The 19,564-nt window shown below is 61.8% G+C and carries 22 protein-coding genes; 11 read left to right on the forward strand and 11 right to left on the reverse strand.

Annotated elements, in window-relative coordinates:
* Positions 1 to 17: 17 nt before the first annotated feature.
* Positions 18 to 611 carry a nitroreductase family protein gene (locus PBDP_RS07270; protein WP_109755861.1) on the reverse strand — a complete coding sequence of 198 codons (594 nt, stop codon included), beginning with the start codon at positions 609 to 611 and terminating at the stop codon, positions 18 to 20.
* Positions 612 to 772: 161 nt separating this feature from the next.
* On the opposite strand from PBDP_RS07270, the gene PBDP_RS07275 reads away from it, so the two are divergent.
* Together PBDP_RS07275 and PBDP_RS07280 are read left to right on the forward strand one after the other, a co-directional pair.
* Positions 773 to 1,222, forward strand: a complete 450-nt coding sequence (locus PBDP_RS07275) for a YcgN family cysteine cluster protein (RefSeq protein ID WP_109755860.1) — start codon at positions 773 to 775, stop codon at positions 1,220 to 1,222.
* Between the two features lie 32 nt (positions 1,223 to 1,254).
* The gene (locus PBDP_RS07280) at positions 1,255 to 2,484 is read left to right on the forward strand and encodes a hypothetical protein (protein WP_212802018.1); all 1,230 of its coding nucleotides are present in this window, start codon (positions 1,255 to 1,257) and stop codon (positions 2,482 to 2,484) included.
* A gap of 124 nt (positions 2,485 to 2,608) precedes the next feature.
* On the opposite strand, the gene PBDP_RS07285 is transcribed toward PBDP_RS07280, so the two are convergent.
* Both PBDP_RS07285 and PBDP_RS07290 read right to left on the reverse strand, forming a co-directional pair.
* Positions 2,609 to 2,986 carry a YgaP family membrane protein gene (locus tag PBDP_RS07285; protein ID WP_109755858.1) on the reverse strand — a complete coding sequence of 126 codons (378 nt, stop codon included), beginning with the start codon at positions 2,984 to 2,986 and terminating at the stop codon, positions 2,609 to 2,611.
* 77 nt (positions 2,987 to 3,063) lie between these two features.
* Positions 3,064 to 3,534: an RNA methyltransferase gene (locus PBDP_RS07290; protein WP_003198862.1), complete on the reverse strand. Its 471-nt coding sequence runs from the start codon at positions 3,532 to 3,534 to the stop codon at positions 3,064 to 3,066.
* Positions 3,535 to 3,717: 183 nt separating this feature from the next.
* Here PBDP_RS07290 and PBDP_RS07295 point away from each other — a divergent pair, with 183 nt between their 5' ends.
* Positions 3,718 to 4,050 (forward strand): DUF2790 domain-containing protein, encoded by a 333-nt coding sequence (locus tag PBDP_RS07295; RefSeq protein WP_116831682.1) that lies wholly within the window; start codon positions 3,718 to 3,720, stop codon positions 4,048 to 4,050.
* A gap of 77 nt (positions 4,051 to 4,127) precedes the next feature.
* Here PBDP_RS07295 and PBDP_RS07300 read toward each other — a convergent pair whose 3' ends face one another.
* From PBDP_RS07300 to PBDP_RS07315, 4 genes are all read right to left on the reverse strand, one after another.
* The gene (locus PBDP_RS07300; RefSeq protein WP_212802019.1) at positions 4,128 to 6,287 is read right to left on the reverse strand and encodes a copper-transporting P-type ATPase; all 2,160 of its coding nucleotides are present in this window, start codon (positions 6,285 to 6,287) and stop codon (positions 4,128 to 4,130) included.
* A gap of 2 nt (positions 6,288 to 6,289) precedes the next feature.
* Positions 6,290 to 6,541 carry a DUF2933 domain-containing protein gene (locus PBDP_RS07305; protein WP_212802020.1) on the reverse strand — a complete coding sequence of 84 codons (252 nt, stop codon included), beginning with the start codon at positions 6,539 to 6,541 and terminating at the stop codon, positions 6,290 to 6,292.
* A gap of 285 nt (positions 6,542 to 6,826) precedes the next feature.
* Entirely contained in the window at positions 6,827 to 7,201 is a 375-nt protein-coding gene (locus PBDP_RS07310) for a YajD family HNH nuclease (protein WP_003184246.1), read from the reverse strand.
* Between the two features lie 48 nt (positions 7,202 to 7,249).
* Positions 7,250 to 7,936: a spermidine synthase gene (locus tag PBDP_RS07315; RefSeq protein ID WP_003184244.1), complete on the reverse strand. Its 687-nt coding sequence runs from the start codon at positions 7,934 to 7,936 to the stop codon at positions 7,250 to 7,252.
* Between the two features lie 73 nt (positions 7,937 to 8,009).
* Between PBDP_RS07315 and PBDP_RS07320 the strand changes: the two genes are divergently transcribed.
* Positions 8,010 to 8,297, forward strand: a complete 288-nt coding sequence (locus tag PBDP_RS07320; protein WP_212802021.1) for a hypothetical protein — start codon at positions 8,010 to 8,012, stop codon at positions 8,295 to 8,297.
* A gap of 156 nt (positions 8,298 to 8,453) precedes the next feature.
* Here the strand turns inward: PBDP_RS07320 and PBDP_RS07325 are convergent, their stop codons facing one another.
* Positions 8,454 to 8,927 carry a cyclic nucleotide-binding domain-containing protein gene (locus tag PBDP_RS07325; protein WP_014337065.1) on the reverse strand — a complete coding sequence of 158 codons (474 nt, stop codon included), beginning with the start codon at positions 8,925 to 8,927 and terminating at the stop codon, positions 8,454 to 8,456.
* Between the two features lie 152 nt (positions 8,928 to 9,079).
* Complete coding sequence (locus PBDP_RS07330; protein ID WP_212802022.1) at positions 9,080 to 11,134, reverse strand: S9 family peptidase; 2,055 nt, start codon at positions 11,132 to 11,134, stop codon at positions 9,080 to 9,082.
* Positions 11,135 to 11,269: 135 nt separating this feature from the next.
* Between PBDP_RS07330 and PBDP_RS07335 the strand changes: the two genes are divergently transcribed.
* The 7 genes from PBDP_RS07335 (at position 11,270) to PBDP_RS07365 (ending at position 17,193) form a co-directional block, all read left to right on the forward strand.
* Positions 11,270 to 11,767: an MFS transporter gene (locus PBDP_RS07335; RefSeq protein ID WP_109755851.1), complete on the forward strand. Its 498-nt coding sequence runs from the start codon at positions 11,270 to 11,272 to the stop codon at positions 11,765 to 11,767.
* A gap of 32 nt (positions 11,768 to 11,799) precedes the next feature.
* On the forward strand, positions 11,800 to 12,576 hold the full coding sequence (locus tag PBDP_RS07340) for a class II glutamine amidotransferase (RefSeq protein ID WP_109755850.1): 777 nt from the start codon (positions 11,800 to 11,802) through the stop codon (positions 12,574 to 12,576).
* A 12-nt stretch (positions 12,577 to 12,588) separates the two neighbouring features.
* Entirely contained in the window at positions 12,589 to 13,131 is a 543-nt protein-coding gene (locus PBDP_RS07345; protein ID WP_109755849.1) for a DUF2937 family protein, read from the forward strand.
* Positions 13,132 to 13,471: 340 nt separating this feature from the next.
* Complete coding sequence (locus tag PBDP_RS07350) at positions 13,472 to 14,758, forward strand: MFS transporter (RefSeq protein WP_109755848.1); 1,287 nt, start codon at positions 13,472 to 13,474, stop codon at positions 14,756 to 14,758.
* Between the two features lie 64 nt (positions 14,759 to 14,822).
* Positions 14,823 to 15,575 carry a 5-oxoprolinase subunit PxpA gene (locus PBDP_RS07355; RefSeq protein WP_212802023.1) on the forward strand — a complete coding sequence of 251 codons (753 nt, stop codon included), beginning with the start codon at positions 14,823 to 14,825 and terminating at the stop codon, positions 15,573 to 15,575.
* The gene (gene pxpB, locus PBDP_RS07360; protein ID WP_212802024.1) at positions 15,572 to 16,276 is read left to right on the forward strand and encodes a 5-oxoprolinase subunit PxpB; all 705 of its coding nucleotides are present in this window, start codon (positions 15,572 to 15,574) and stop codon (positions 16,274 to 16,276) included. Before PBDP_RS07355 ends, pxpB begins: the two co-directional genes overlap by 4 nt.
* Positions 16,273 to 17,193 carry a 5-oxoprolinase subunit C family protein gene (locus PBDP_RS07365; protein WP_212802025.1) on the forward strand — a complete coding sequence of 307 codons (921 nt, stop codon included), beginning with the start codon at positions 16,273 to 16,275 and terminating at the stop codon, positions 17,191 to 17,193. The genes pxpB and PBDP_RS07365 overlap by 4 nt, the downstream gene beginning before the upstream one ends.
* A 107-nt stretch (positions 17,194 to 17,300) precedes the next feature.
* On the opposite strand, the gene PBDP_RS07370 is transcribed toward PBDP_RS07365, so the two are convergent.
* Together PBDP_RS07370 and PBDP_RS07375 are read right to left on the reverse strand one after the other, a co-directional pair.
* Complete coding sequence (locus PBDP_RS07370) at positions 17,301 to 18,479, reverse strand: vWA domain-containing protein (RefSeq protein ID WP_212802026.1); 1,179 nt, start codon at positions 18,477 to 18,479, stop codon at positions 17,301 to 17,303.
* A gap of 34 nt (positions 18,480 to 18,513) precedes the next feature.
* Positions 18,514 to 19,359, reverse strand: a complete 846-nt coding sequence (locus PBDP_RS07375) for an AAA family ATPase (RefSeq protein ID WP_003184225.1) — start codon at positions 19,357 to 19,359, stop codon at positions 18,514 to 18,516.
* Between the last annotated feature and the right edge of the window lie 205 nt (positions 19,360 to 19,564).

A 19,564-nucleotide genomic window follows, 5' to 3' on the forward strand; every position in this document is an offset into this window, starting at 1 on the left:
CGGTCACAAAGTTGGGGTTACAGGCTGAAATCACCCTCAGCCACCAGTTCGCTCAACGGCCGGCGCGAGCTTGGGACTTCACGGGCCTGGAGGTACTCAGCCAGTGTCGATTTGTCCCCCAGCTTGCCAATCGCCACGGCGGCGTGCAGGTCGTAGCCTTGCGGGATCTTCAGTTCCTTGCGGGTCAGTTCCTGGTCGAAACCGGCCATGCCGTGGGTGTGCCAGCCGCTGAGGCTGGCTTGCAGCGCCAGGTGGCCCCAGGCCGCGCCCGTGTCAAAGGTGTGGCTCTGTGCTGGGGTTTCTTCAGTGGCGCCGGGCACGGCGAAGGTGGTTTTCGAAACGACGATCACCAATGCCGAGGCGTGTTGGGCCCAGCCGCGGTTGAATTCATTGAGCAGGCCCAGGAACCGCTCCCAATTCGGCGTATCGCGGCGCGCATACAGGAAACGCCACGGCTGCGAGTTGTAGGCCGATGGTGCCCAGCGGGCGGCTTCGAAAAAGCCCAGCAGGGTTTCTTCTGCAATGCTCTCGCCGGTAAAGGCACGAGGCGACCAGCGTTCGATAAACTGAGGGTGGATAGCGTAATCGGCGATGCGGGGATTGGCGCTCATGGGATTACCTTGAAGGGATAGGGAAAGTGGATAAAGCAACCTACGTCCCGGCGCCGAGCCTGACAAGCCCCCAGTTTACCGACAGTCGCCAACGCTTGGCCTGAAGAGGCCCCGGCACTAGACTGTCGGCCTTTTCACCACCTGATGTTGATGCTCGAGCCATGGCCGCCAAAGTCGAACCGTTCTGGATACGCAAAACCCTCGATCAGCTCGATCCGCAGGAGTGGGAATCGCTGTGCGACGGCTGTGGCCTGTGCTGCCTGCAAAAACTCGAAGACGAAGACGACAACAGCGTCTATTACACGCGTATCGCCTGCAAACTGCTGGACCTGAAAACCTGCCAGTGCAGCGACTACCCCAACCGCCGTGAGTTCGTGCCCGATTGCATCCAGCTCACGCCGGGCAAGGCCGATGAGTTCAAATGGCTGCCGCCGACCTGCGGTTATCGGCTGGTCAGCGAGGGCAAGGACTTGCCGTTGTGGCACCACCTGGTCTGCGGTGATCGCGATGCCGTGCACCACGAACGCATTTCCCAGTCCGGGCGTATGCTGGCCGAAGGCAGTGTGCCGGAAGAAGATTGGGAAGATCATCTGATTTTCCGCGCCGGCTGAACCGCCGGGCATCGCACCCTCAGGGAGACCCCATGGCGGCAGGATTGAAACGGATGCTGGCAGTCGGGCTGCTGGTAATGTGCGGGCCGCTGTGGGCGGCGCAGAAAGTCGATCTGGATTATCACGTGCACCTGCTGCCGCAAAGCGATCAGGCTGAGGTGCGCCTGACCCTGGCCCGGGGTTCGGCGGTGCGCAGCCTGGACTTCGACCTCGGCGACGGCAGCCGCTATAGCGATTTCAAGGCCGACGGCCAATGGCAGCTCACCCCCGGCAATGAGGCGCGTGGCGTCTGGCGCCCGGCCGCCGACAAGGCCAGCCTGAGCTACCGCGTACGCATCAGCCATGCGCGCAAGAGCGCGACCTTCGAAACCCGCATGACCCCGACGTGGGCGTTGTTGCGCGGCGACGATCTGGTGCCGTCGGCCAAACTCGATCAGCAGGACGGCGTCGAATTGGTGGCCCGTCTCGAAGTTGAATTGCCCGATGGCTGGAAAAGCATAGAGACCCCTTGGCCACGCATCGGCAAGCAACGCTTTCGCATCGACAACCCCTCGCGCCTGTTCGACCGTCCCACCGGCTGGATGCTCGCCGGCAAACTGGGGAGCCGGCGCACACGCCTGGGCGAAACCGAAGTGACAGTGGCCTCGCCCCGAGGTCAGGGCATGCGCCGGATGGATGTGCTGACGCTACTGACTTTTGTCTGGCCGCAGGTGCAGGCGCTGGTGCCGCGCCATCCTGCCAAGTTGCTGATTGTCGGTGCCGGTGATCCGTTGTGGCGTGGTGCCCAGGCCGGGCATGATTCGATTTATCTGCACAGCCGTCCGCCGCTGGTCAGCGAGCGGGGCAGCAGCCCGTTGTTGCGCGAATTGGTGCAGGCGCTGGCGCGTATCAACGATCATGATCGCAGCGATTGGATCAGCGAGGGACTGACCGAGTACTACGCCGTCGAACTGCTGCGCCGCGCTGGCGGCCTGAGTGATGAGCGCTATCAGGCCTTCAATGACCGCCTCGCCCGCGACAGCAAAGGCGTCACCACCTTGCGCGGTGAGCGGGTCGGCACCGCGACAGTGGCCAAGGCGGTATTGCTGCTACAGGAGCTGGACCGCGAGATTCGCTTGAAAACCCGTAACAAGCGTTCGCTGGATGATGTGTTGCAGGGGGCGATGCGGCTGGAAACAGTTGATACCCAGGAGTTTGTGCAGCTCAGTGAAAGTGTCCTGGGTGGGAACTCTGCAGTGCTGGATACCAAGTTACTTCAGTAATATCGCTATCGCGGGCAAGCCTTGCTCCCACACTGAATCTTCGCCGGATGAGCTATTGGATACGACTCGATCCTGTGGGAGCAAGGCTTGCCCGCGGTGAGGCCATCAGCCCCACCGCAAAAAATCAGAGCCCAACTTTGGGTGAAACCAGCGAATCATTCCCCGTCACCGTAGCCGTACCGGTCGCCGCCTCGGCATTGGCCTTCAGGCGGCTCAGCTCGTCGCCGGCCTGCTCGATGCGGGCGCGGGCGTCGCTGAGGTTCTGACGGTTCTTTTCCAGCAAGGCCTTGGCCGAACAATGCCCGGTGATCCCCCGCGCCAGCGCCATGCCGCCGATCGCCAGTTGGGCCAGGCCGATCACACCACCACGACGCAAGCCCTTGCCCATCATCAGGACACCGCCGGCCAGTGAGCCAATGCGTTCCCAACCATGTACGTTTTGCGGCGGATGAGATTGGAAAGGGGTGGTCTCAATCGGCTCGAACGGGTTGTTATCGCTCATGATCTGTCTCCGGTGTGGGGGTTGGTATAAAACTGACTGCCCGAGCGATTGCCTTGTTCAATTGGATTTAGCGCCGGTCAGCGGAATTGCGGCCCCGAACGGGTGTTGTTGCCTTTGGCCATGCGGTCATACAGCACGACGTTGACCGTGGCGGCCAGGTTCATGCAGCCGGTGGTGGGGATGTACACCACGTCCTCGCACCAATCGCGAATGTCTTTATCCAGTGAACCGTCCTCGGGACCGAAGATGTACAACGCCCGGTCCGGGTGGGTGTATTCGGGCAGTGGACGAGCGCCCTCCACCAGTTCCACGGCCACCGGTACGCAACCCAGGGGCAGGATCTTCTTCAGGTCGTCGATACCGATCAGCGGGATGTCGTAGTGGACTTTCTTGGTGTCGGTGACGAAGTCGGCGGCACGCTCATAGCGCTTGCCGGTGTAGAACACCGACGCCACGCCGTAGCAGCCGGCGGCACGCATGACCGAACCGACGTTTTCCGGTGACTTGGGGTTGAACAGACCGATGCAGCTATAGCGTTTGTTGGCCACGGACGGGGTGCCTTTGGGAAAAGGCGCGATTATACGGGGAATGGGGCTGCGTGTTCAGTTTGTGAGTGGGGACTGATGGTCGGTTACCTATCACGAACCTGACCAATCGGTAACGTCCCCGCCAGCGTCGTGAAAGGCGCCAGTCGTTATGGTTTGCCTGACAAATGACTGCCGGAGTTCCCTATGAAAACCCTTGATGCCTTGCTCGCCGTTTCGATCCTGTCCCTTTCTTCCCTTGCCTTGGCGGAAGGAGGAGGTGACCGGGTTTATGGCCGGATGATCCAGAACAATCAACAAGCCATGGCCCAATTCGCCGCCGAAAACGGCAAAGCCGTCGCCGAAATCGTTCATTACGAATACGGCATGAAACTCGATGTAAAAAAAGTGGTGAGCATTACACCGGCCATTAAAGGCTGTGGTGTCGGACCGTCGCGTATGACTTACGAAGATTCGAACGGCAAGCTCAACACCGTGGAATACAGGCTCCTGGGTGATAACTGTCCGAAGGGCGGCTGATTACCGTCTCGTTTGTTCTCCTTTGGTTTTGAGACGGTCAGGCGCCCTGGTGGCGCCTGTTTTTTATGTGCGCCGGATTATTGTGCTGGCGTGTTACGCAACCTCAAGGCATTGAACACCACCGATGCCGAACTTACGCTCATGGCGATGGCGGCAATCATGGGCGAGAGCAAGTGACCGGTCAGGGGGTACAGCAGGCCGGCAGCCAACGGAATACCCATCGAGTTGTAGAGGAAGGCAAAGCCGAGGTTCTGGCGCATGTTCCTGACGGTTGCCACCGAAAGGGTGCGGGCTCGCAAGATCCCCATCAAATCGCCTTTTACCAAGGTCAGTTGGGCGCTGTTCATCGCGACGTCCGTGCCTGTCCCCATTGCAATGCCTACGTTCGCCCGAGCCAGGGCCGGTGCGTCGTTTATCCCGTCACCCGCCATCGCGACCTGGCGGCCATCGCGTTGCAGGTCCGCCACCAGGCGCTCTTTGTCCTCGGGTTTGACTTCGCCATGGACCTCTTCAATGCCCATCTCCATGGCCACGGCGCGTGCAGTGGTGAGGCCGTCGCCGGTGGCCATGATGATTTTTATGTCGTGAGCCTTGAGGCGGTTGACCGCTTCCCTGGAGGTCGGCTTGATCGGGTCCGAGACGGCCAGTAGCCCGGCCAGCACGCCGTCGATCGCCATGTAGATAATGCTGATGCCTTGGGCGCGTAGCTGCTCGGCCTGTTGCTGCAATGGATAAACGCTGATGCTGACGGCATTCATCAGCGCGGTATTGCCCACGTGGACCAGTTTGCCGTCCACCCGGCCACTGACACCGATGCCACTGGCGGATTCAAATGAAGCCGGCTTGATCAGTTCAAGATGCTCGGATCGGGCGTGATCGACGATGGCGTGGGCCAGGGGATGCTCGCTGCCCTGGTCGAGGCTGGCGGCCAACAGCAGCACTTGGCGGCCGTCGAAGCCCTGGGTGGCTTTTACGCTGTGAAAAGCCGGGCGCCCTTCGGTCAGGGTGCCGGTCTTGTCGACGATCAGCGTGTCGATCCTGCATAAGTTCTCGATGGCGCTGGCGTCCCGGAAAAGCACGCCCAGGCTGGCCGCCTTGCCGGTGGACACCATGATCGACATGGGGGTTGCGAGCCCCAACGCACAGGGGCAGGCGATGATCAGCACGGCGACGGCATTGATCAACCCGAAGACCCAGCCAGGTTCGGGACCCAACAGCCCCCAGCCGAAAAAGGTCAGTACGGCGATGGCAATCACGCCCATGACGAAATAACCAGCGATCACGTCGGCCATGCGCTGCATCGGTGCTTTCGAGCGTTGGGCCCGGGCGACCATCTGAACAATCTGCGCCAGGACGGTCTCGGCACCGACCTTCTGGGCCGTCATCACCAAGCTGCCGTGGGTGTTGATCGTGGCCCCGATCAGGCTGTCCCCGGCGCGTTTGATCACCGGAACCGGCTCGCCGGTGAGCATCGACTCGTCAACGGCACTTTCGCCTTCGAGCACCGTACCATCGACCGGGACCTTCTCACCGGGCCTGATCCTCAGGTGGTCACCCCGATGGACGTGGCTCAGGGGGATGTCTTGCTCCTGGCCATCGGCATTGATCCGGCGCGCGGTCTTGGGTGACAGCCCCAGCAGCGACTTGATGGCGGCCGACGTCTGTGAGCGAGCCTTGAGCTCCAGCATCTGCCCCAGCAATGTGAGGGAGATGATCACCGCGGCGGCTTCAAAGTAGACGCCGATACGCCCCTCTTGCATGAACGTGGCGGGAAATCCTCCAGGCCAAAACGTGGCGGCGACACTGTAGAGATAGGCCGCCGCAGTGCCCAGGCCAATCAGGGTCCACATGTTCGGGCTGCGCTGGCGAACAGAGGCCACTCCCCGCACAAAAAACGGCCAGCCTGCCCACAGGACCACTGGCGTGGCCAGAAAAAACTCGACGAAATTTTGCGTGACACCGTGGAACAGCGACAAGGCGTGCCCCGCCATGGCGAGCACGGTGACGATCACCGTCAACGGCAGGGACCACCAGAAGCGGCGGGTGAAATCCTTGAGTTCTGGATTGCCCTCTTCTTCCAGCGCGGGCATCACCGCCTCCAGCGTCATGCCGCACTTGGGGCAGGTACCGGGGCCGGGTTGGCGTATTTCCGGGTGCATGGGACAGGTGTATTCAGTCGCCATGTCGCCGCTGAGCGCTGCGGCGCTGTGGTGAAGGTGCGCGGGAGTGTCGGACATGGTCAGCGGCCTTCCTCATCCTTGCCGTCTACGGGTGGCTCGTCATGTCGTCCGTGACCGCTGTGGCCGTGTCCGAAGACATGCATCAAGGGACACATCAGGAGAATCAGGTACGGCCAATTCCCCGCGATGTGGCTGAAGTGTTCTCGCGTCAGATAGAAGAGGCCGATGGCCAACAGCATGATCAATACAATGCCGGTCTTGTTCCGCCAGAATGGCGTTGCGCCAGCAGATGGGGGTTGATGAGTGTTCATGGTATCGCTCCTTCAGGCCGGGCGAGCCACCCATAGCCACAGCATAGGCAGGGCGTGCTTTGGCAGATTGACATTCATCAACCTTGGCTTACTTCACCTCTGAATGAGGGAAGCAACGGGCATGCTAAAGGTGCGAGGCTGTCAGCGACCTGACGGGGACATTGCAGATTTGTCAGCGGGTCCATGCGAGCGGCATGGGCAGTCGAGTGGGCCACGTGTGGCGAGGGGGTTATCTGGGCGCAAAACGTTGCAGCGCAAGATAAACACCCTCGCCGCAATGGCTGACTATTCGTCTTTCTTCATCAACCCGGCCAGCGCGGCGAAGGGGTTGTGGGTGGCCTTGGCGATTTTCGGCGTGCTCAGGGAGCCGTCGCCGAAGTATTGCTGGTCGGTGTAGCGCGAGTGCTCGTTGTCGTGGCAGTACAGGCACAGCAGTTCCCAGTTGGAACCGTCCTGCGGATTGTTGTCGTGGTTGTGGTCGCGGTGGTGAACGGTCAGTTCGCTCAGGCGCTTGCCGGAAAATTCGCGGGCGCAGCGGCCACAGACATGGGGGTACATTTTCAGGGCTTTGTCGCGATAGCCCATCTCCCGGTCGCGCTGGGCATCGGCGAGGATGCGGTCCAGCTTGGCGGTGTTGGACGGCGGTGTTGACGAACTCATGGGTCCACCTTTGTAGAAAAGACTGATGACGGTTGGACAGAGTTTAGCTCAGCCCTTGAGCTTCTCGGCAATCCAGATGGTGTGGCGGGTGCCTTTGTTGCCATGGGCGAACACCTGCACCTCTTCGGCCTTGAAGCCGGCTTTCTTCAGCTTGTCGGAAAACTGCCGGTCAGCGCTGGCCGACCACACCGCCAGCACGCCCTTGGGCCGCAGGGCCTTGGCGCAGGCAGCCAGGCCTCCTGCCGAATACAGCCAACTGTTAGCTTTCTGGGTCAGGCCTTCCGGGCCGTTGTCGACATCCAGCATGATCGCGTCGAAACCCTGGGGCTCGGCTTGCAGCACCTTGGCCACGTCTTCCATGCGGATCACCGTGCGCGGGTCCGACAAGGGGCGCCCGGCCTTTTCACCCAAAGGGCCACGGTTCCACTCCACCACGCCGGGCACCAGCTCGGCCACCACCACTTCGGCAGTCTTGCCCAGGTGCTTGAGGGCCGAGGCGAGGGTGAAGCCCATGCCGAGGCCGCCGATCAGCACGCGCGAGCCGGGGCGGCCGGCGACCTTGCGGCAGGGAATTTCCGCCAGGGCGTCTTCGGAACCGTGCATACGGGTGTTCATCAACTGCCCGCCGTCACCGCCCTGGATCTTGATGACGAAGTCTTCGCCGTACTCGAACAGGCACAGGGCACCGCCGTTATCAGGGATGGGCGTGGTGTCGAGCAGGACGAAACGTTTCATGGAAATCTCGTAGGAGGGCGAACCGGCGCGGCAACGACTAGCCTTAAAGCAGACAATAGCCACGGAGCCATTGATGAAGTGCATCATTCTAACGGCCATTGCCCTGGCGACGCTCTCAATAAGTTGCGCCCAGGCCCAACAACCGACGATTCCGGTCAACCCACCCAGTATCCCCGGGTCGCCTGGCACCGCGACCCCGATGCCGTATCCGCCGGTCACGCCCAACGGCATACCCAAGTCCGGTGCTGGAAGTGGTGGGCCGCCGTTGCTGCCACCGATCGAAATGCCCAAGCCGCCCAAGGACCAGCCGATACCGGGCATGGAGCCTCAGCCGGTGAAGGCCAAGACGCCCGGGGGATAGGCTTGTAGCCAGTCGGTGAAACAACTGAATGGCAAAGACCTGTGGGAGCGAGCCTGCTCGCGATAGCGATATACCAGTCAACATGGATACTGGCTGATCCGACGCTATCGCGAGCAGGCTCGCTCCCACAGATTCTGTATTTCAACTGGAGGTGAGCTAGACCTGCTGCGACAGCAACTGCCCATCGGCCATGCGCAGACGCTTGGACAGGGAGACGGCGAGGGCGCGGATGATCTTGGCGGCGATCTTCGGGGCATCGTTGAGCATTTTTTCCAGGGAGTCCTTGCCCAGGTTCAGCAACTGGCAATCACTGGCCGCGATGCAGCTGGCCGAGCGTCGTTCGCCGTCGAGCACGGCCATTTCGCCGAAGGCCCGTCCGCTGCGCAACGTGGCGATGGTCACGGGTTGGCCGTCGGGGCCGGTTTTCTGCACGGCCACTTGGCCGGTGTGGATGATGCACATGAAACTGCCGGCATCCCCTTCGCGGAAAATCGCTTCACCCTCGGCGATGGCGCTGATGCTGAAATAGCCAGACGCCGCGGCGAAGTCGACAGGCAGCAACTGGTCGAACAGACCGCAGTCCATCAGCCAGTCGCGGATTTCTTTGTTCAGTAAGGTCGGTTCTGACATGTTGTCACGGTCTTTTTCTTGTGTTTGTTGCGGTTTCGGGTTGGCCTGGATGTAAGAAGATCCAATGTGGGAGCAAGCTCGTTCCCACATTGGACTGTGGTTGCATCAGAGCCTGCGCATGGAGCTAAGACCCGGCGATCCGATGGAGTTCCTCAACCCAACCCCAAAACTTTCAAGACAAATGCATATTCGAGCGCTACGTCACGCAATCCCTGGTAGCGCCCACTCATCCCGCCGTGGCCGGCGTCCAGTTCGGTCTTGAGCAGCAAAGGGTTGTCATCGGTCTTGGTGGCGCGCAATTTCGCCACCCACTTGGCCGCTTCCCAGTACTGCACGCGGCTGTCGTTGTACCCGGCGATCACCAGCAGCGCCGGATAGGCCTGGGCGCTGACGTTTTCGTACGGGGCGTAGGCCCGGATCCGATCATAAACGTCTGGTTCCTCGGGGTTGCCCCATTCGTCGTATTCAGTGACGGTCAATGGCAAGTCCGGGTCGAGCATGGTGTTGAGCACATCGACGAACGGCACTTCGGCAATCGCCACCTTGAACAGCTCCGGGCGTTGATTGAGTACTGCGCCAATCAGCAGGCCACCGGCGCTGCCGCCGCTGATCGCCAGTTGTCCGGCGGTGGTGAAACCGTTGGCGATCAAATGTTCGGCACAGGCGATGAAGTCGCTGAAGGTGTTGTGCTTGTGCTCCTGCTTGCCGGCGCGGTACCAGGCTTCTCCCAGCTCTCCGCCGCCGCGCACGTGGGCGATGGCAAACGCCACACCACGGTCGAGCAGGCTCAGCCGCGCGTGGGAAAACCAAGGGTCGAGACTCTCGCCATAGGCTCCGTAGCCGTACAGGTACAGCGGTACGGGCCGGCCGAGGGCTTCGCGCTTGACCACCAGGCTGATGGGCACCTGGGTGCCGTCCGGTGCCGTTGCCCAAAGTCGCTGGCTGACGTAGGCGTCGGCGTCGAACGGGCCTAGTACCGGGGTTTGCTTGAGTACGACCTGTTCGCCGCTGGCCAGGTCCAACTGACGGATCTGCGCCGGGCGGTTCAGGGCTTCGTAGCGCAGGCGAATGCGATCACTGATGAATTCCAGGCTGTTCTGCACATGCAGGCTGTAGGCCGCGTCCGGCAATTGCACCCGATAGGCCGGCAAACCCTGGGGGTGAACCTCGATGATCGGCAGGCCACCTTCACGCAGGCTCAGGGTCATGGCCCCTGCGTTCAGGCTCAGGCCGTCGATCATCACCGTGTCGCTGTGGGGGATCAGGTTCTGCCAGTCGGCCTCGGTCGGCGCGACGCCGGTGTCGACGGCTTGGTACAGGGCGAAGTTGATCCCGTCGCGGTTGCTGCGGATCAACCAGGTCCATTGGCCATCGAGCAGGCCATGGTCGACGTCATACTCGTGGTCTTCCCGCCGAGGCGTCAGGCAGGTGAAGGGCTGTTGCGGCTGCGTGGCGTCCAGCACCCAGACTTCGCTGGTGGTCTTGCTGCCCAGGGACAGGATCAACTGCTGTTCCGAGCTCGAACGATAGCAATGCAGGAAGAAGCGCCCGTCCGGCTCATGGAACACCTCCTCGGCGGCCGTGCCGTCCAGGCGGTAGCGCCAGAGTTTGTGAGGACGGTGGGTGTCGTCCAGCTCGCCAAAAAACAGCGTCAGGCTGTCATTGGCCCAGGTCATGCTGCCGTCGCAATCGTCGAAGGACAGTTCACTGACCTTGTCGTTGGACAGTTCCTTCACGAACAGGGTGTAGATCTCGTCGCCTGTGGTGTCCAGGCTGTAGGCCAGGCGCTGGTGGTCGGGGCTGATGCTGAAGGCGCCCAGGGAGAAGAAGCCGCCGCCGGCCAACGCGTTCGGGTCCAGCAGCAGTTGTTCGCGGCTTTCATCCACGGTCAGGCTGTCATCGGTCGGGCGCGGGCAGCGGTAGTGGCGCGGGTATTCGTCACCGGCCGTGGTGCGGGTGTAATACAGGTACGGACCCCAGGGCGACGGCAGCGACAGATCGGTCTCGAGGATCCGGCCCTTGATCTCCTGGAACAGGGTTTCGCGCAGTTCGGCCTGATCGGCCAGTTGCGCCTGCTGGTAGCTGTTTTCGGCCTTGAGGTAGTCGAGCACGGCGTCGGTGTCGCGTTCCTGCAGCCAGGCGTACGGGTCAACACCGGGGTCCCTGCGGGCAATCGGGGCGTTGGAAACGTGGGCAGATAGGGACATGAAAGGCTCTCGAACGTTGTACGAAAAGGGGCGCGTGGCCTGGGCAGAAGCAACCACACAGGCCATTCGCCAGACGCCGGGGCAGCCTGACGAGCGAAAAGCCGTTACTATAAGCGTCTCTTTGCCTGCCTTGCCATGGACACCATGACCGAGAATGACTATCTGATCGCCTGGGGCCTCTACGCCTTCGCCGCCCTGGGCTGCCTGCTGGTGTGGATGCGCATGACCCGCTGGATGTGGCGCTGGTTGCGCGAACCGCTGCGGTTGCTGATGGCGGTGTTGCTGTTCAGCCCCACCATCGTCGACCCAGTGAAGGACAAAGTTGCCCCGGCCTTGGCCATTGTCGCCCTGGACGTACTGTTCAAGGTCGGCAACAACGTCTGGCGAGCAGCGTCCGATCTGCTCATGTACGGCATGATTGCCTTCGGCCTCTACCTGGTGATCGTGTTGATCCGCTTCCCCATCGAACGTTCCGCCAACGCTCGCAAGGAACGGGCCGCCGCCGCAAAAGCCGCCGCTGCGGCCGATGAACCCGACGATGAGCCGCCGTTCGGCGTGGCCGGTGATGACCGTTACGGTCGCCCGCCCGTGCCGAGTAACCCCCAGCGTTCGCGTATCGAACCGCGCCTGTAACCGGGCCTGCCCTTTGAAGCGAGAGTTCGAGCATGTGTGAGTTATTGGGCATGAGCGCCAATGTGCCGACCGACATCGTGTTCAGCTTTACCGGGCTGATGCAGCGCGGCGGCAAGACCGGGCCGCACCGGGACGGTTGGGGCATCGCCTTCTATGAAGGCCGCGGCCTGCGCCTGTTCCAGGACCCGGCCGCCAGCAGCGAATCGGAAGTGGCGAACCTGGTGCAGCGCTATCCGATCAAGAGCGAAGTGGTGATCGGGCATATTCGCCAGGCCAATGTCGGAAAGGTCTGCCTGTCCAACACGCACCCGTTCGTGCGTGAGTTGTGGGGGCGCAACTGGTGCTTTGCCCACAACGGCCAGCTCGCTGGTTTCCAGCCTGAAGTCAGTTTCTACCGGCCAGTGGGCGACACCGACAGCGAAGCGGCCTTTTGCGATTTGCTCAACCGCGTGCGCCAGGCCTTCCCCGAGCCGGTGGAGGTGGAACAGTTGCTACCGTCGTTAATCCAGGCCTGCACCGAATACCGCAGCAAGGGCGTGTTCAACTGCCTGCTCAGCGATGGCGACTGGCTGTTCTGCTATTGCTCGACCAAACTGGCCCAGATTACCCGTCGCGCGCCGTTCGGCCCGGCACGGCTCAAGGATGTGGATGTGATTGTCGATTTCCAGGCTGAAACCACGCCCAACGACGTGGTCACGGTGATCGCCACCGAACCCTTGACCGAAAACGAAACCTGGACCCGCTACGAACCGGGCCAATGGAGCCTGTGGCGACGCGGCGAATGTGTCAGTCACGGTCGGACCGAATAAGGACGTCACGTTATGTTGCTCAGTTATCTACGCCTGGTGTTGTTCGCGGTGGGCCTGCTGGTTGGGGTCCAGGTGCCGGGCTTCATCAATGATTACGCCAAGCGGGTCGAGGCTCACCTGATCGAGGCGCAAACCGGCCTGCAAGGGTTCCAGGGCACCGCCAACCAGTTCTTCAAGGGCGACATGCAGGCCCTGGTGGCCCATTACCGCGCCAGCGAGGACCCGATCTTCCGCAGCGATGCCGACAGCCTGAACACCTTGCTCGTGCGCCAGCAGGCCTTGGACAAGCAATTCCAGGCGATGCAAGGCCCGTGGTACATCCGCTTTCTGCAAGTGGCGCTGGCCGCCGACCCGGACATTCGCAAGGAAACCTGGAACGGCTACAGCTACCAGATCCTGCTGACTCCCGAGGCGATGATCTGGGGCATCAGCGGTGCGATGCTGCTGTCGTTCGGCCTGGAATGCCTGTTCCGCCTGATCGATTGGGTGGTGTTGGGCGGCAAGCGTCTGCGCCAGAGCCGGCCGATTGAAGAGCGGGATTTGCGCGGGCTATAGCGCCGCAGCGAGCCTCTGTGGCGAGGGGATTTATCCCCGTTGGGCTGCGAAGCAGCCCCCTCATTGCAGTCAATTGAATGATCCTGCCTGATACATAAGGTGGCCTTGTCGGGGGGGCCGCTTCGCAGCCCAGCGGGGATAAATCCCCTCGCCACAACTGTGTTCATTGCGTTCCGGCAATGTCATTTCTTCATCCCTGCTCCTCCAATCAAGTTTTTCTTATGACCCAGCCAAGGTTTTATTCGTTGGACGGGATCGGCCGTGCGCTCAAGAATCGGGGCAACGGTCTCCACGTCAGCGTCGTCGAGACTCAAGAACAATAAAACCGTGGAGAACCACCATGAGTGCACCCGACACGCTCGGCGTCCCCCAACCCCAGGCCCGTTCTGGCCCGTTCGATTGGTATCGCAACATCAACCAGCAGGAACGTCGCACCTTCTGGAGTTGCAAGATCGGCTACGCCCTGGACGGCATGGACACGCAAATGCTCAGTTTCGTGGTGCCGACCCTGATCGCGATGTGGGGCATCACCACCGGCCAGGCAGGGCTGATCCACACCAGCACCTTGATCGCTTCGGCCATCGGTGGCTGGGTGGCGGGCATACTTTCCGACCGCATCGGTCGGGTGCGCACCCTGCAGCTGACGGTGCTGTGGTTCGCGTTCTTCACTTTCCTCTGTGGCTTTGCCCAGAACTATGAACAACTGTTGATCGCCCGCACGCTGATGGGCTTTGGCTTCGGCGGTGAATGGACTGCCGGCGCGGTGTTGATGGGCGAGGTGATCCGCGCCAAGGATCGCGGCAAGGCAGTGGGCATGGTGCAGTCGGGCTGGGCGCTGGGCTGGGGCATGACGGCGATTTTATATGCGTTGCTGTTCTCGGTGCTGCCACCGGAGGATGCCTGGCGTGCCTTGTTCATCCTTGGCATTGTCCCGGCGGTGTTCGTGATTTTCGTTCGCCGGCTGGTCAAGGATCCGGAAGTCTATAACCAGACCAAGGCCCGGTTGACGCCGGAAAACCCCGCGAAGTTCTACGAGATTTTTGCCCCCGGCATCCTCTTTACCACCCTTCGCGCCTCGCTGCTGACCACCGGGGCCCTGGGCGGCTACTACGCCATCACGTCCTGGCTGCCGACGTTCCTCAAGAATGAACGTGGATTGAGTGTATTGAGTACCGGTGGCTACCTGGCGATGGTGATCGTCGGTTCCTACGTGGGTTACGTCATCAGCGCGTACCTGTCGGATATCCTGGGTCGGAAAAAGAACTTCGTCCTGTACGCCATCGGCTCGTTCACCATCGTCCTCCTGTATACCCAGGTGCCGGTGAGCAATAACGTGATGCTCTGGCTGGGCTTTCCCCTGGGGTTCTTCGCGTCGGGGATGTTCAGCGGCATGGGCTCGTTCCTCACCGAACTGTTCCCTACACGCATTCGTGGTTCGGGTCAGGGTTTCTGCTACAACATTGGCCGGGCGGTGGCGGCATTGTTCCCGCTGTTGATCGGTATTTTGAGCCAGAAGGTGCCGCTGAGCGTGGGTATCGGCGCATTTGCGGCGGTGTCCTATGGCGTCGTGATTCTGGCGGCCCTGAGCCTGCCGGAAACCCAGGGCAAGCAGTTGGAAGCCGAGTAACTGATAACCTGCGGGGCACGTGCCTCACAGTTAAACAAAGAAAGAACCTACAGGAGCGTTCACCGTGAACCGCCTGCTATTGAACTGCGACATCGGCGAAAGCTTCGGCAGCTGGACCATGGGTCTGGACGCCGAGGTGATGCCCTTCATCGATTGCGCCAACATCGCCTGCGGCTTTCACGCCGGCGACCCGAGCATCATGCGCAAAACCGTCAGCCTGGCCCTGAGCCACGGCGTGCGGATCGGTGCGCACCCGGCCTATCAGGACCTGGCGGGCTTTGGTCGCCGCTCCATGGCCTATGGCGCCCAGGAGTTGCAGGACTTGCTGCACTACCAGATCGGCGCCCTTGACGGCATTTGCCGGGCTCAGGGCGGACGGGTCAGCTACGTCAAGCCTCATGGGGCGATGTACAACGACATGATGGCCAACCCGACGCAACTGCGTGCCGTGATCCAGGCCGTCGCAGCCTATGATCGGCAGTTGCCGTTGATGCTCATGGCGACCCGGGACAACAGTGCCGCCCAGGCCCTGGGCGACGAATACGGCCTGACCCTGTGGTTCGAAGCCTTCGCTGATCGCGCCTATGACAGTGCCGGTCGCCTGGTTTCGCGGCAAACGCCGGGTGCGGTGCACCACGAGCCCGAGGTGATTATCGGGCAGGCCCTGACCATCGCCCGCGGCGATGCGTTGACCGCCAGTGATGGCAGCGCCTTGCACCTGAAGGCCAACACCCTGTGTGTGCACGGCGACAACGCCAGCTCCGTGGCGGCCGTGCAACGCATCCGCGAATCCCTGGACCGGCAGAGTGCACCATGAAACCACGCTTGGAAGTGGTGGCGGTGGACTGCCTGATGGTGCGCCTGTTCGATGAGATCGCCGAGGCCAACATGCCCTGGATGCTCGCCGCCAGCGAACGCCTGCGGGCGGTGTTTGCCGAGGATCTGATCGACCTGGTGCCGTCCTATACCACGTTGATGATGCACTACGATTTGCTCGCCCTGACCCCGGCGCAGGCGCGTGATCTGGTCGGCGAGGCGCTGAATAATCTTTCACCGGATGCCCAGGCTGCCGGCCAGTGTCACGTGCTGCCGGTGTGGTACGACCCCCGTGTCGGACCTGAGCTGGACCTGCTGGCGAGCCGCAGTGGCTTGACGGTCGCCCAGGTGATCCGCCGCCATAGCGAGCGCGAGTACCAGGTGTTTGCCTTGGGTTTCGCCCCCGGCTTCGCCTTCATGGGGCTGGTGGACGAGGAACTGGCCGCACCGCGCTTAGGCACGCCGCGCAAACGCGTGGCGGCAGGCAGCGTCGGCATCGCCGAGCGCCAGACTGCGGCGTATCCGGTGGTGTCGCCCGGCGGCTGGAACCTGATCGGTCGCACCCCGGCCAAACTGTTTGATCGCGAGCGCGACGGCTACAGCCTGATGCAGCCGGGGGACACGGTGCGTTTTGCTCCGGTGGACCATGGCGAATTCATCGCGCTGGGTGGCGACGACACACCGTTGGAGGCCCAGGCATGAGCCGCTTGTTGATCGAGGCCAGTACCCCACTGTGCCTGTTGCAGGACGCCGGTCGTTTTGGCGTGAGGCATCTGGGCGTGACCCAGGGCGGCGCGGCGGACTGGTTGTCGATGGCCTGGGCCAATTGGATGCTTGGCAATGCCCTGGGGGCGACGGTGGTGGAAATTACCCTCGGCGGCTTCACCGTAGTGGCCGAAGAGGATTGCGTGCTGGCGCTGGCCGGTGCGGACCTGGGTGCACGGATAGACGGCCAGGCGGTGGCGTCCTGGCGCTTTTTCAGCTTGCGCAAAGGCCAGGTGCTGGCGCTCACCCAGCCCGTGCTCGGTGCCCGGGCCTACCTGGCAGCCCCCGGCGGTTTCAACGCGCCGGCGGTGCTGGGCAGCCGGGCGACGGTGGTGCGTGAGGAACTCGGTGGCCTGGATGGACGAGGGCGGGCGTTGAGTCGCGGTGCGCACTTGAGCTATTCAGGCTCGGCGATGCCTCGGCCCATGCCGCACGCGCTGATTCCGGATTTCCAGCCAGCACAGCCGCTGGACCTGATCCTGGGGGCGCAGAACGGGGCGTTCAGTGGACGGAGCCTGTTCGATGCGTTTAACGCGCCGTGGACGCTGGACAGTCGCGCCGACCGCATGGGCATCCGCTTGCTGGGCACGGCCCTGGAGTATCAGGGGCCGGCGATGATTTCCGAAGGCATCCCCCTGGGCGCTGTGCAGGTGCCGCCGGACGGCCAGCCGATCGTGCTGCTCAACGATCGGCAAACCATCGGTGGCTACCCACGTCTGGGTGCCTTGACCCCATTGGCCCTGGCTCGGCTGGCGCAATGCCTGCCGGGGACGCAGGTGCGCTTGCGGCCAGTGATGCAGGAGGTTGCGCATCGGCAGCAGGTGGAGTGCCTGCGGGGGCTGTTGAAGAGCTGAAAAGCTTCGCGAGCAGGCTCGCTCCCACACTGGATCTTCGTCGTACACAAGACCCCTTGTGGGAGCGAGCCTGCTCGCGATGAGGCCCTGAAGGGCACCAATAAATCTTATTTGGAAAGAAACCGCATTCCTTCCTCCAACCCCCGCAAGGTCAGCGGATACATCCGGTCTTCCACCAACTCGCGCACGATATTGGTCGAGGCGGTGTAACCCCAGGTGTCCTTGGGATAAGGGTTGATCCAGATAAGCTTCTTGTACTTTTCCATGAAGCGCTGCATCCACACATAACCGGCTTCTTCGTTCCAGTGTTCGACGCTGCCGCCGGCCTGGGTGATTTCATAGGGCGCCATGGCGGCGTCACCGATGAAGATCACTTTGTAGTCGGCGCCGTATTTGTGCAGCAAGTCCTGGGTCGAGGTGCGCTCCGAAGTGCGGCGCAGATTGTTCTTCCACACCGATTCGTAGACGAAGTTGTGGAAATAGAAATACTCCAGGTGCTTGAACTCGGTCTTGCAGGCCGAGAACAGTTCTTCGCAGATCTTCACGTGGGCATCCATCGAGCCGCCGATGTCGAACAGCAGCAACAACTTGACCGTGTTGCGTCGCTCCGGGCGCATCTGGATGTTCAACAAGCCGGCGTCCCGGGCGGTGTGGTCGATGGTGCCGTCGATGTCCAGCTCTTCGGCCGCACCCTGGCGGGCGAACTTGCGCAGGCGGCGCAGGGCGATCTTGATATTGCGTGTGCCCAGTTCCACCTGGTCGTCGAGGTTCTTGTACTCACGCTGGTCCCAGACCTTCACGGCCTTGCCCTGGCGCTTGCCGGCGTCGCCGACACGAATGCCCTCGGGGTTGAAGCCGCCGGAGCCGAATGGGCTGGTGCCGCCAGTGCCGATCCACTTGTTACCGCCGGCATGGCGTTCCTTCTGTTCCTCCAGGCGCTTCTTGAATTCTTCGATCAGCTTGTCCAGGCCACCGAGGGACTGGATCTGCGCCCGCTCTTCATCGGTCAGCGAGCGCTCGAACTCCTTGCGTAGCCAGTCTTCGGGAATCAAGGCCTGGAGATGATCGTCGAGTTTTTCCAGGCCATTGAAGTACGCGGCGAAGGCCCGGTCGAACTTGTCGAAATGCCGTTCGTCCTTCACCAGGATCGCCCGGGACAGGTAATAGAACTCATCCATGTCGGCGAAGGTCACCCGCTGTTTCAGCGCGTTGATCAGGTCCAGCAGTTCACGCACCGACACGGGCACCTTGGCGGCGCGCATCTCATTGAACAGGTTAAGCAGCATGGCAATCGCCCTCGCTCTTGTTAAACGAAGAGGATCAGCGAGTGCCGCGACGGCTCATGAACGCCAGGCGCTCGAGCAATTGCACGTCCTGTTCGTTCTTGACCAGGGCACCGGCCAGCGGCGGGATGGCCTTGGTCGGATCTCGCTCGCGCAGTACCGCTTCACCGATGTTGTCGGCCATCAGCAGCTTGAGCCAGTCCACCAGTTCGGAAGTGGAAGGTTTCTTCTTCAGGCCCGGCACTTTGCGCACGTCGAAGAACACGTCCAGCGCTTCGCTGACCAGGTCTTTCTTGATGTCCGGGTAATGCACATCGACGATTTTCTGCAGGGTGACGCGGTCGGGGAAGGCGATGTAGTGGAAGAAGCAGCGGCGCAGGAACGCGTCCGGCAGCTCTTTTTCGTTGTTGGAGGTAATGATGATGATCGGCCGCTGCTTGGCCTTGATGGTTTCGTCGGTCTCGTAGACGTAGAACTCCATCTTGTCGAGTTCTTGCAGCAGGTCATTGGGGAATTCGATGTCGGCCTTGTCGATTTCGTCGATCAGCAGGATCACCCGCTCTTCGGACTCGAAGGCTTCCCAGAGCTTGCCCTTCTTCAGGTAGTTGCGTACGTCGTGGACTTTGTCCACGCCCAACTGCGAGTCCCGCAGGCGGCTGACCGCGTCGTACTCGTACAGGCCCTGGTGGGCTTTGGTGGTGGACTTGATGTGCCAGGTGATCAGGCGCGCGCCGAAGGACTCGGCCAGTTGTTCGGCCAGCATGGTCTTGCCGGTGCCCGGTTCGCCCTTGACCAGCAACGGCCGCTCCAGGGTGATGGCGGCGTTCACGGCCAGTTTCAGGTCATCGGTGGCCACGTAGGCGCTGGTGCCTTCGAACTTCATCTGCAATTTCCTCGAACGTGTCGCCGGCCCGGCGAGGCGGGGCGCGCGAAATAAATATCGTGCCCGACTATAACGCGACGCCCCGCCGACTGTGAACGCAGACGCTGTATTCAGTCTCTGACTGATCGGTACACTTGCAAACTGTCGAGTCCGTTGGAAGCCTTGTAGAATAAGGTTCGCAGCGGTTCTGTCCTGTGACACATGC

It is taken from the genome of Pseudomonas sp. St290 (assembly GCF_018325805.1).
Classification (GTDB): domain Bacteria; phylum Pseudomonadota; class Gammaproteobacteria; order Pseudomonadales; family Pseudomonadaceae; genus Aquipseudomonas; species Aquipseudomonas bijieensis.

Coding starts and splice junctions, on each gene's coding strand:
- PBDP_RS07325 (WP_014337065.1), bottom strand. CDS start 8,927: ATGTCAGAACCGACCTTACTGAACAAAGAAATCCGCGACTGGCTGATG.
- PBDP_RS07280 (WP_212802018.1), top strand. CDS start 1,255: ATGGCGGCAGGATTGAAACGGATGCTGGCAGTCGGGCTGCTGGTAATG.
- PBDP_RS07270 (WP_109755861.1), bottom strand. CDS start 611: ATGAGCGCCAATCCCCGCATCGCCGATTACGCTATCCACCCTCAGTTT.
- PBDP_RS07320 (WP_212802021.1), top strand. CDS start 8,010: ATGAAGTGCATCATTCTAACGGCCATTGCCCTGGCGACGCTCTCAATA.
- PBDP_RS07300 (WP_212802019.1), bottom strand. CDS start 6,287: ATGTCCGACACTCCCGCGCACCTTCACCACAGCGCCGCAGCGCTCAGC.
- PBDP_RS07310 (WP_003184246.1), bottom strand. CDS start 7,201: ATGAGTTCGTCAACACCGCCGTCCAACACCGCCAAGCTGGACCGCATC.
- PBDP_RS07375 (WP_003184225.1), bottom strand. CDS start 19,359: ATGAAGTTCGAAGGCACCAGCGCCTACGTGGCCACCGATGACCTGAAA.
- PBDP_RS07295 (WP_116831682.1), top strand. CDS start 3,718: ATGAAAACCCTTGATGCCTTGCTCGCCGTTTCGATCCTGTCCCTTTCT.
- PBDP_RS07305 (WP_212802020.1), bottom strand. CDS start 6,541: ATGAACACTCATCAACCCCCATCTGCTGGCGCAACGCCATTCTGGCGG.
- PBDP_RS07370 (WP_212802026.1), bottom strand. CDS start 18,479: ATGCTGCTTAACCTGTTCAATGAGATGCGCGCCGCCAAGGTGCCCGTG.
- PBDP_RS07330 (WP_212802022.1), bottom strand. CDS start 11,134: ATGTCCCTATCTGCCCACGTTTCCAACGCCCCGATTGCCCGCAGGGAC.
- PBDP_RS07275 (WP_109755860.1), top strand. CDS start 773: ATGGCCGCCAAAGTCGAACCGTTCTGGATACGCAAAACCCTCGATCAG.
- PBDP_RS07335 (WP_109755851.1), top strand. CDS start 11,270: ATGGACACCATGACCGAGAATGACTATCTGATCGCCTGGGGCCTCTAC.
- PBDP_RS07345 (WP_109755849.1), top strand. CDS start 12,589: ATGTTGCTCAGTTATCTACGCCTGGTGTTGTTCGCGGTGGGCCTGCTG.
- PBDP_RS07315 (WP_003184244.1), bottom strand. CDS start 7,936: ATGAAACGTTTCGTCCTGCTCGACACCACGCCCATCCCTGATAACGGC.
- pxpB (WP_212802024.1), top strand. CDS start 15,572: ATGAAACCACGCTTGGAAGTGGTGGCGGTGGACTGCCTGATGGTGCGC.
- PBDP_RS07285 (WP_109755858.1), bottom strand. CDS start 2,986: ATGAGCGATAACAACCCGTTCGAGCCGATTGAGACCACCCCTTTCCAA.
- PBDP_RS07350 (WP_109755848.1), top strand. CDS start 13,472: ATGAGTGCACCCGACACGCTCGGCGTCCCCCAACCCCAGGCCCGTTCT.
- PBDP_RS07365 (WP_212802025.1), top strand. CDS start 16,273: ATGAGCCGCTTGTTGATCGAGGCCAGTACCCCACTGTGCCTGTTGCAG.
- PBDP_RS07340 (WP_109755850.1), top strand. CDS start 11,800: ATGTGTGAGTTATTGGGCATGAGCGCCAATGTGCCGACCGACATCGTG.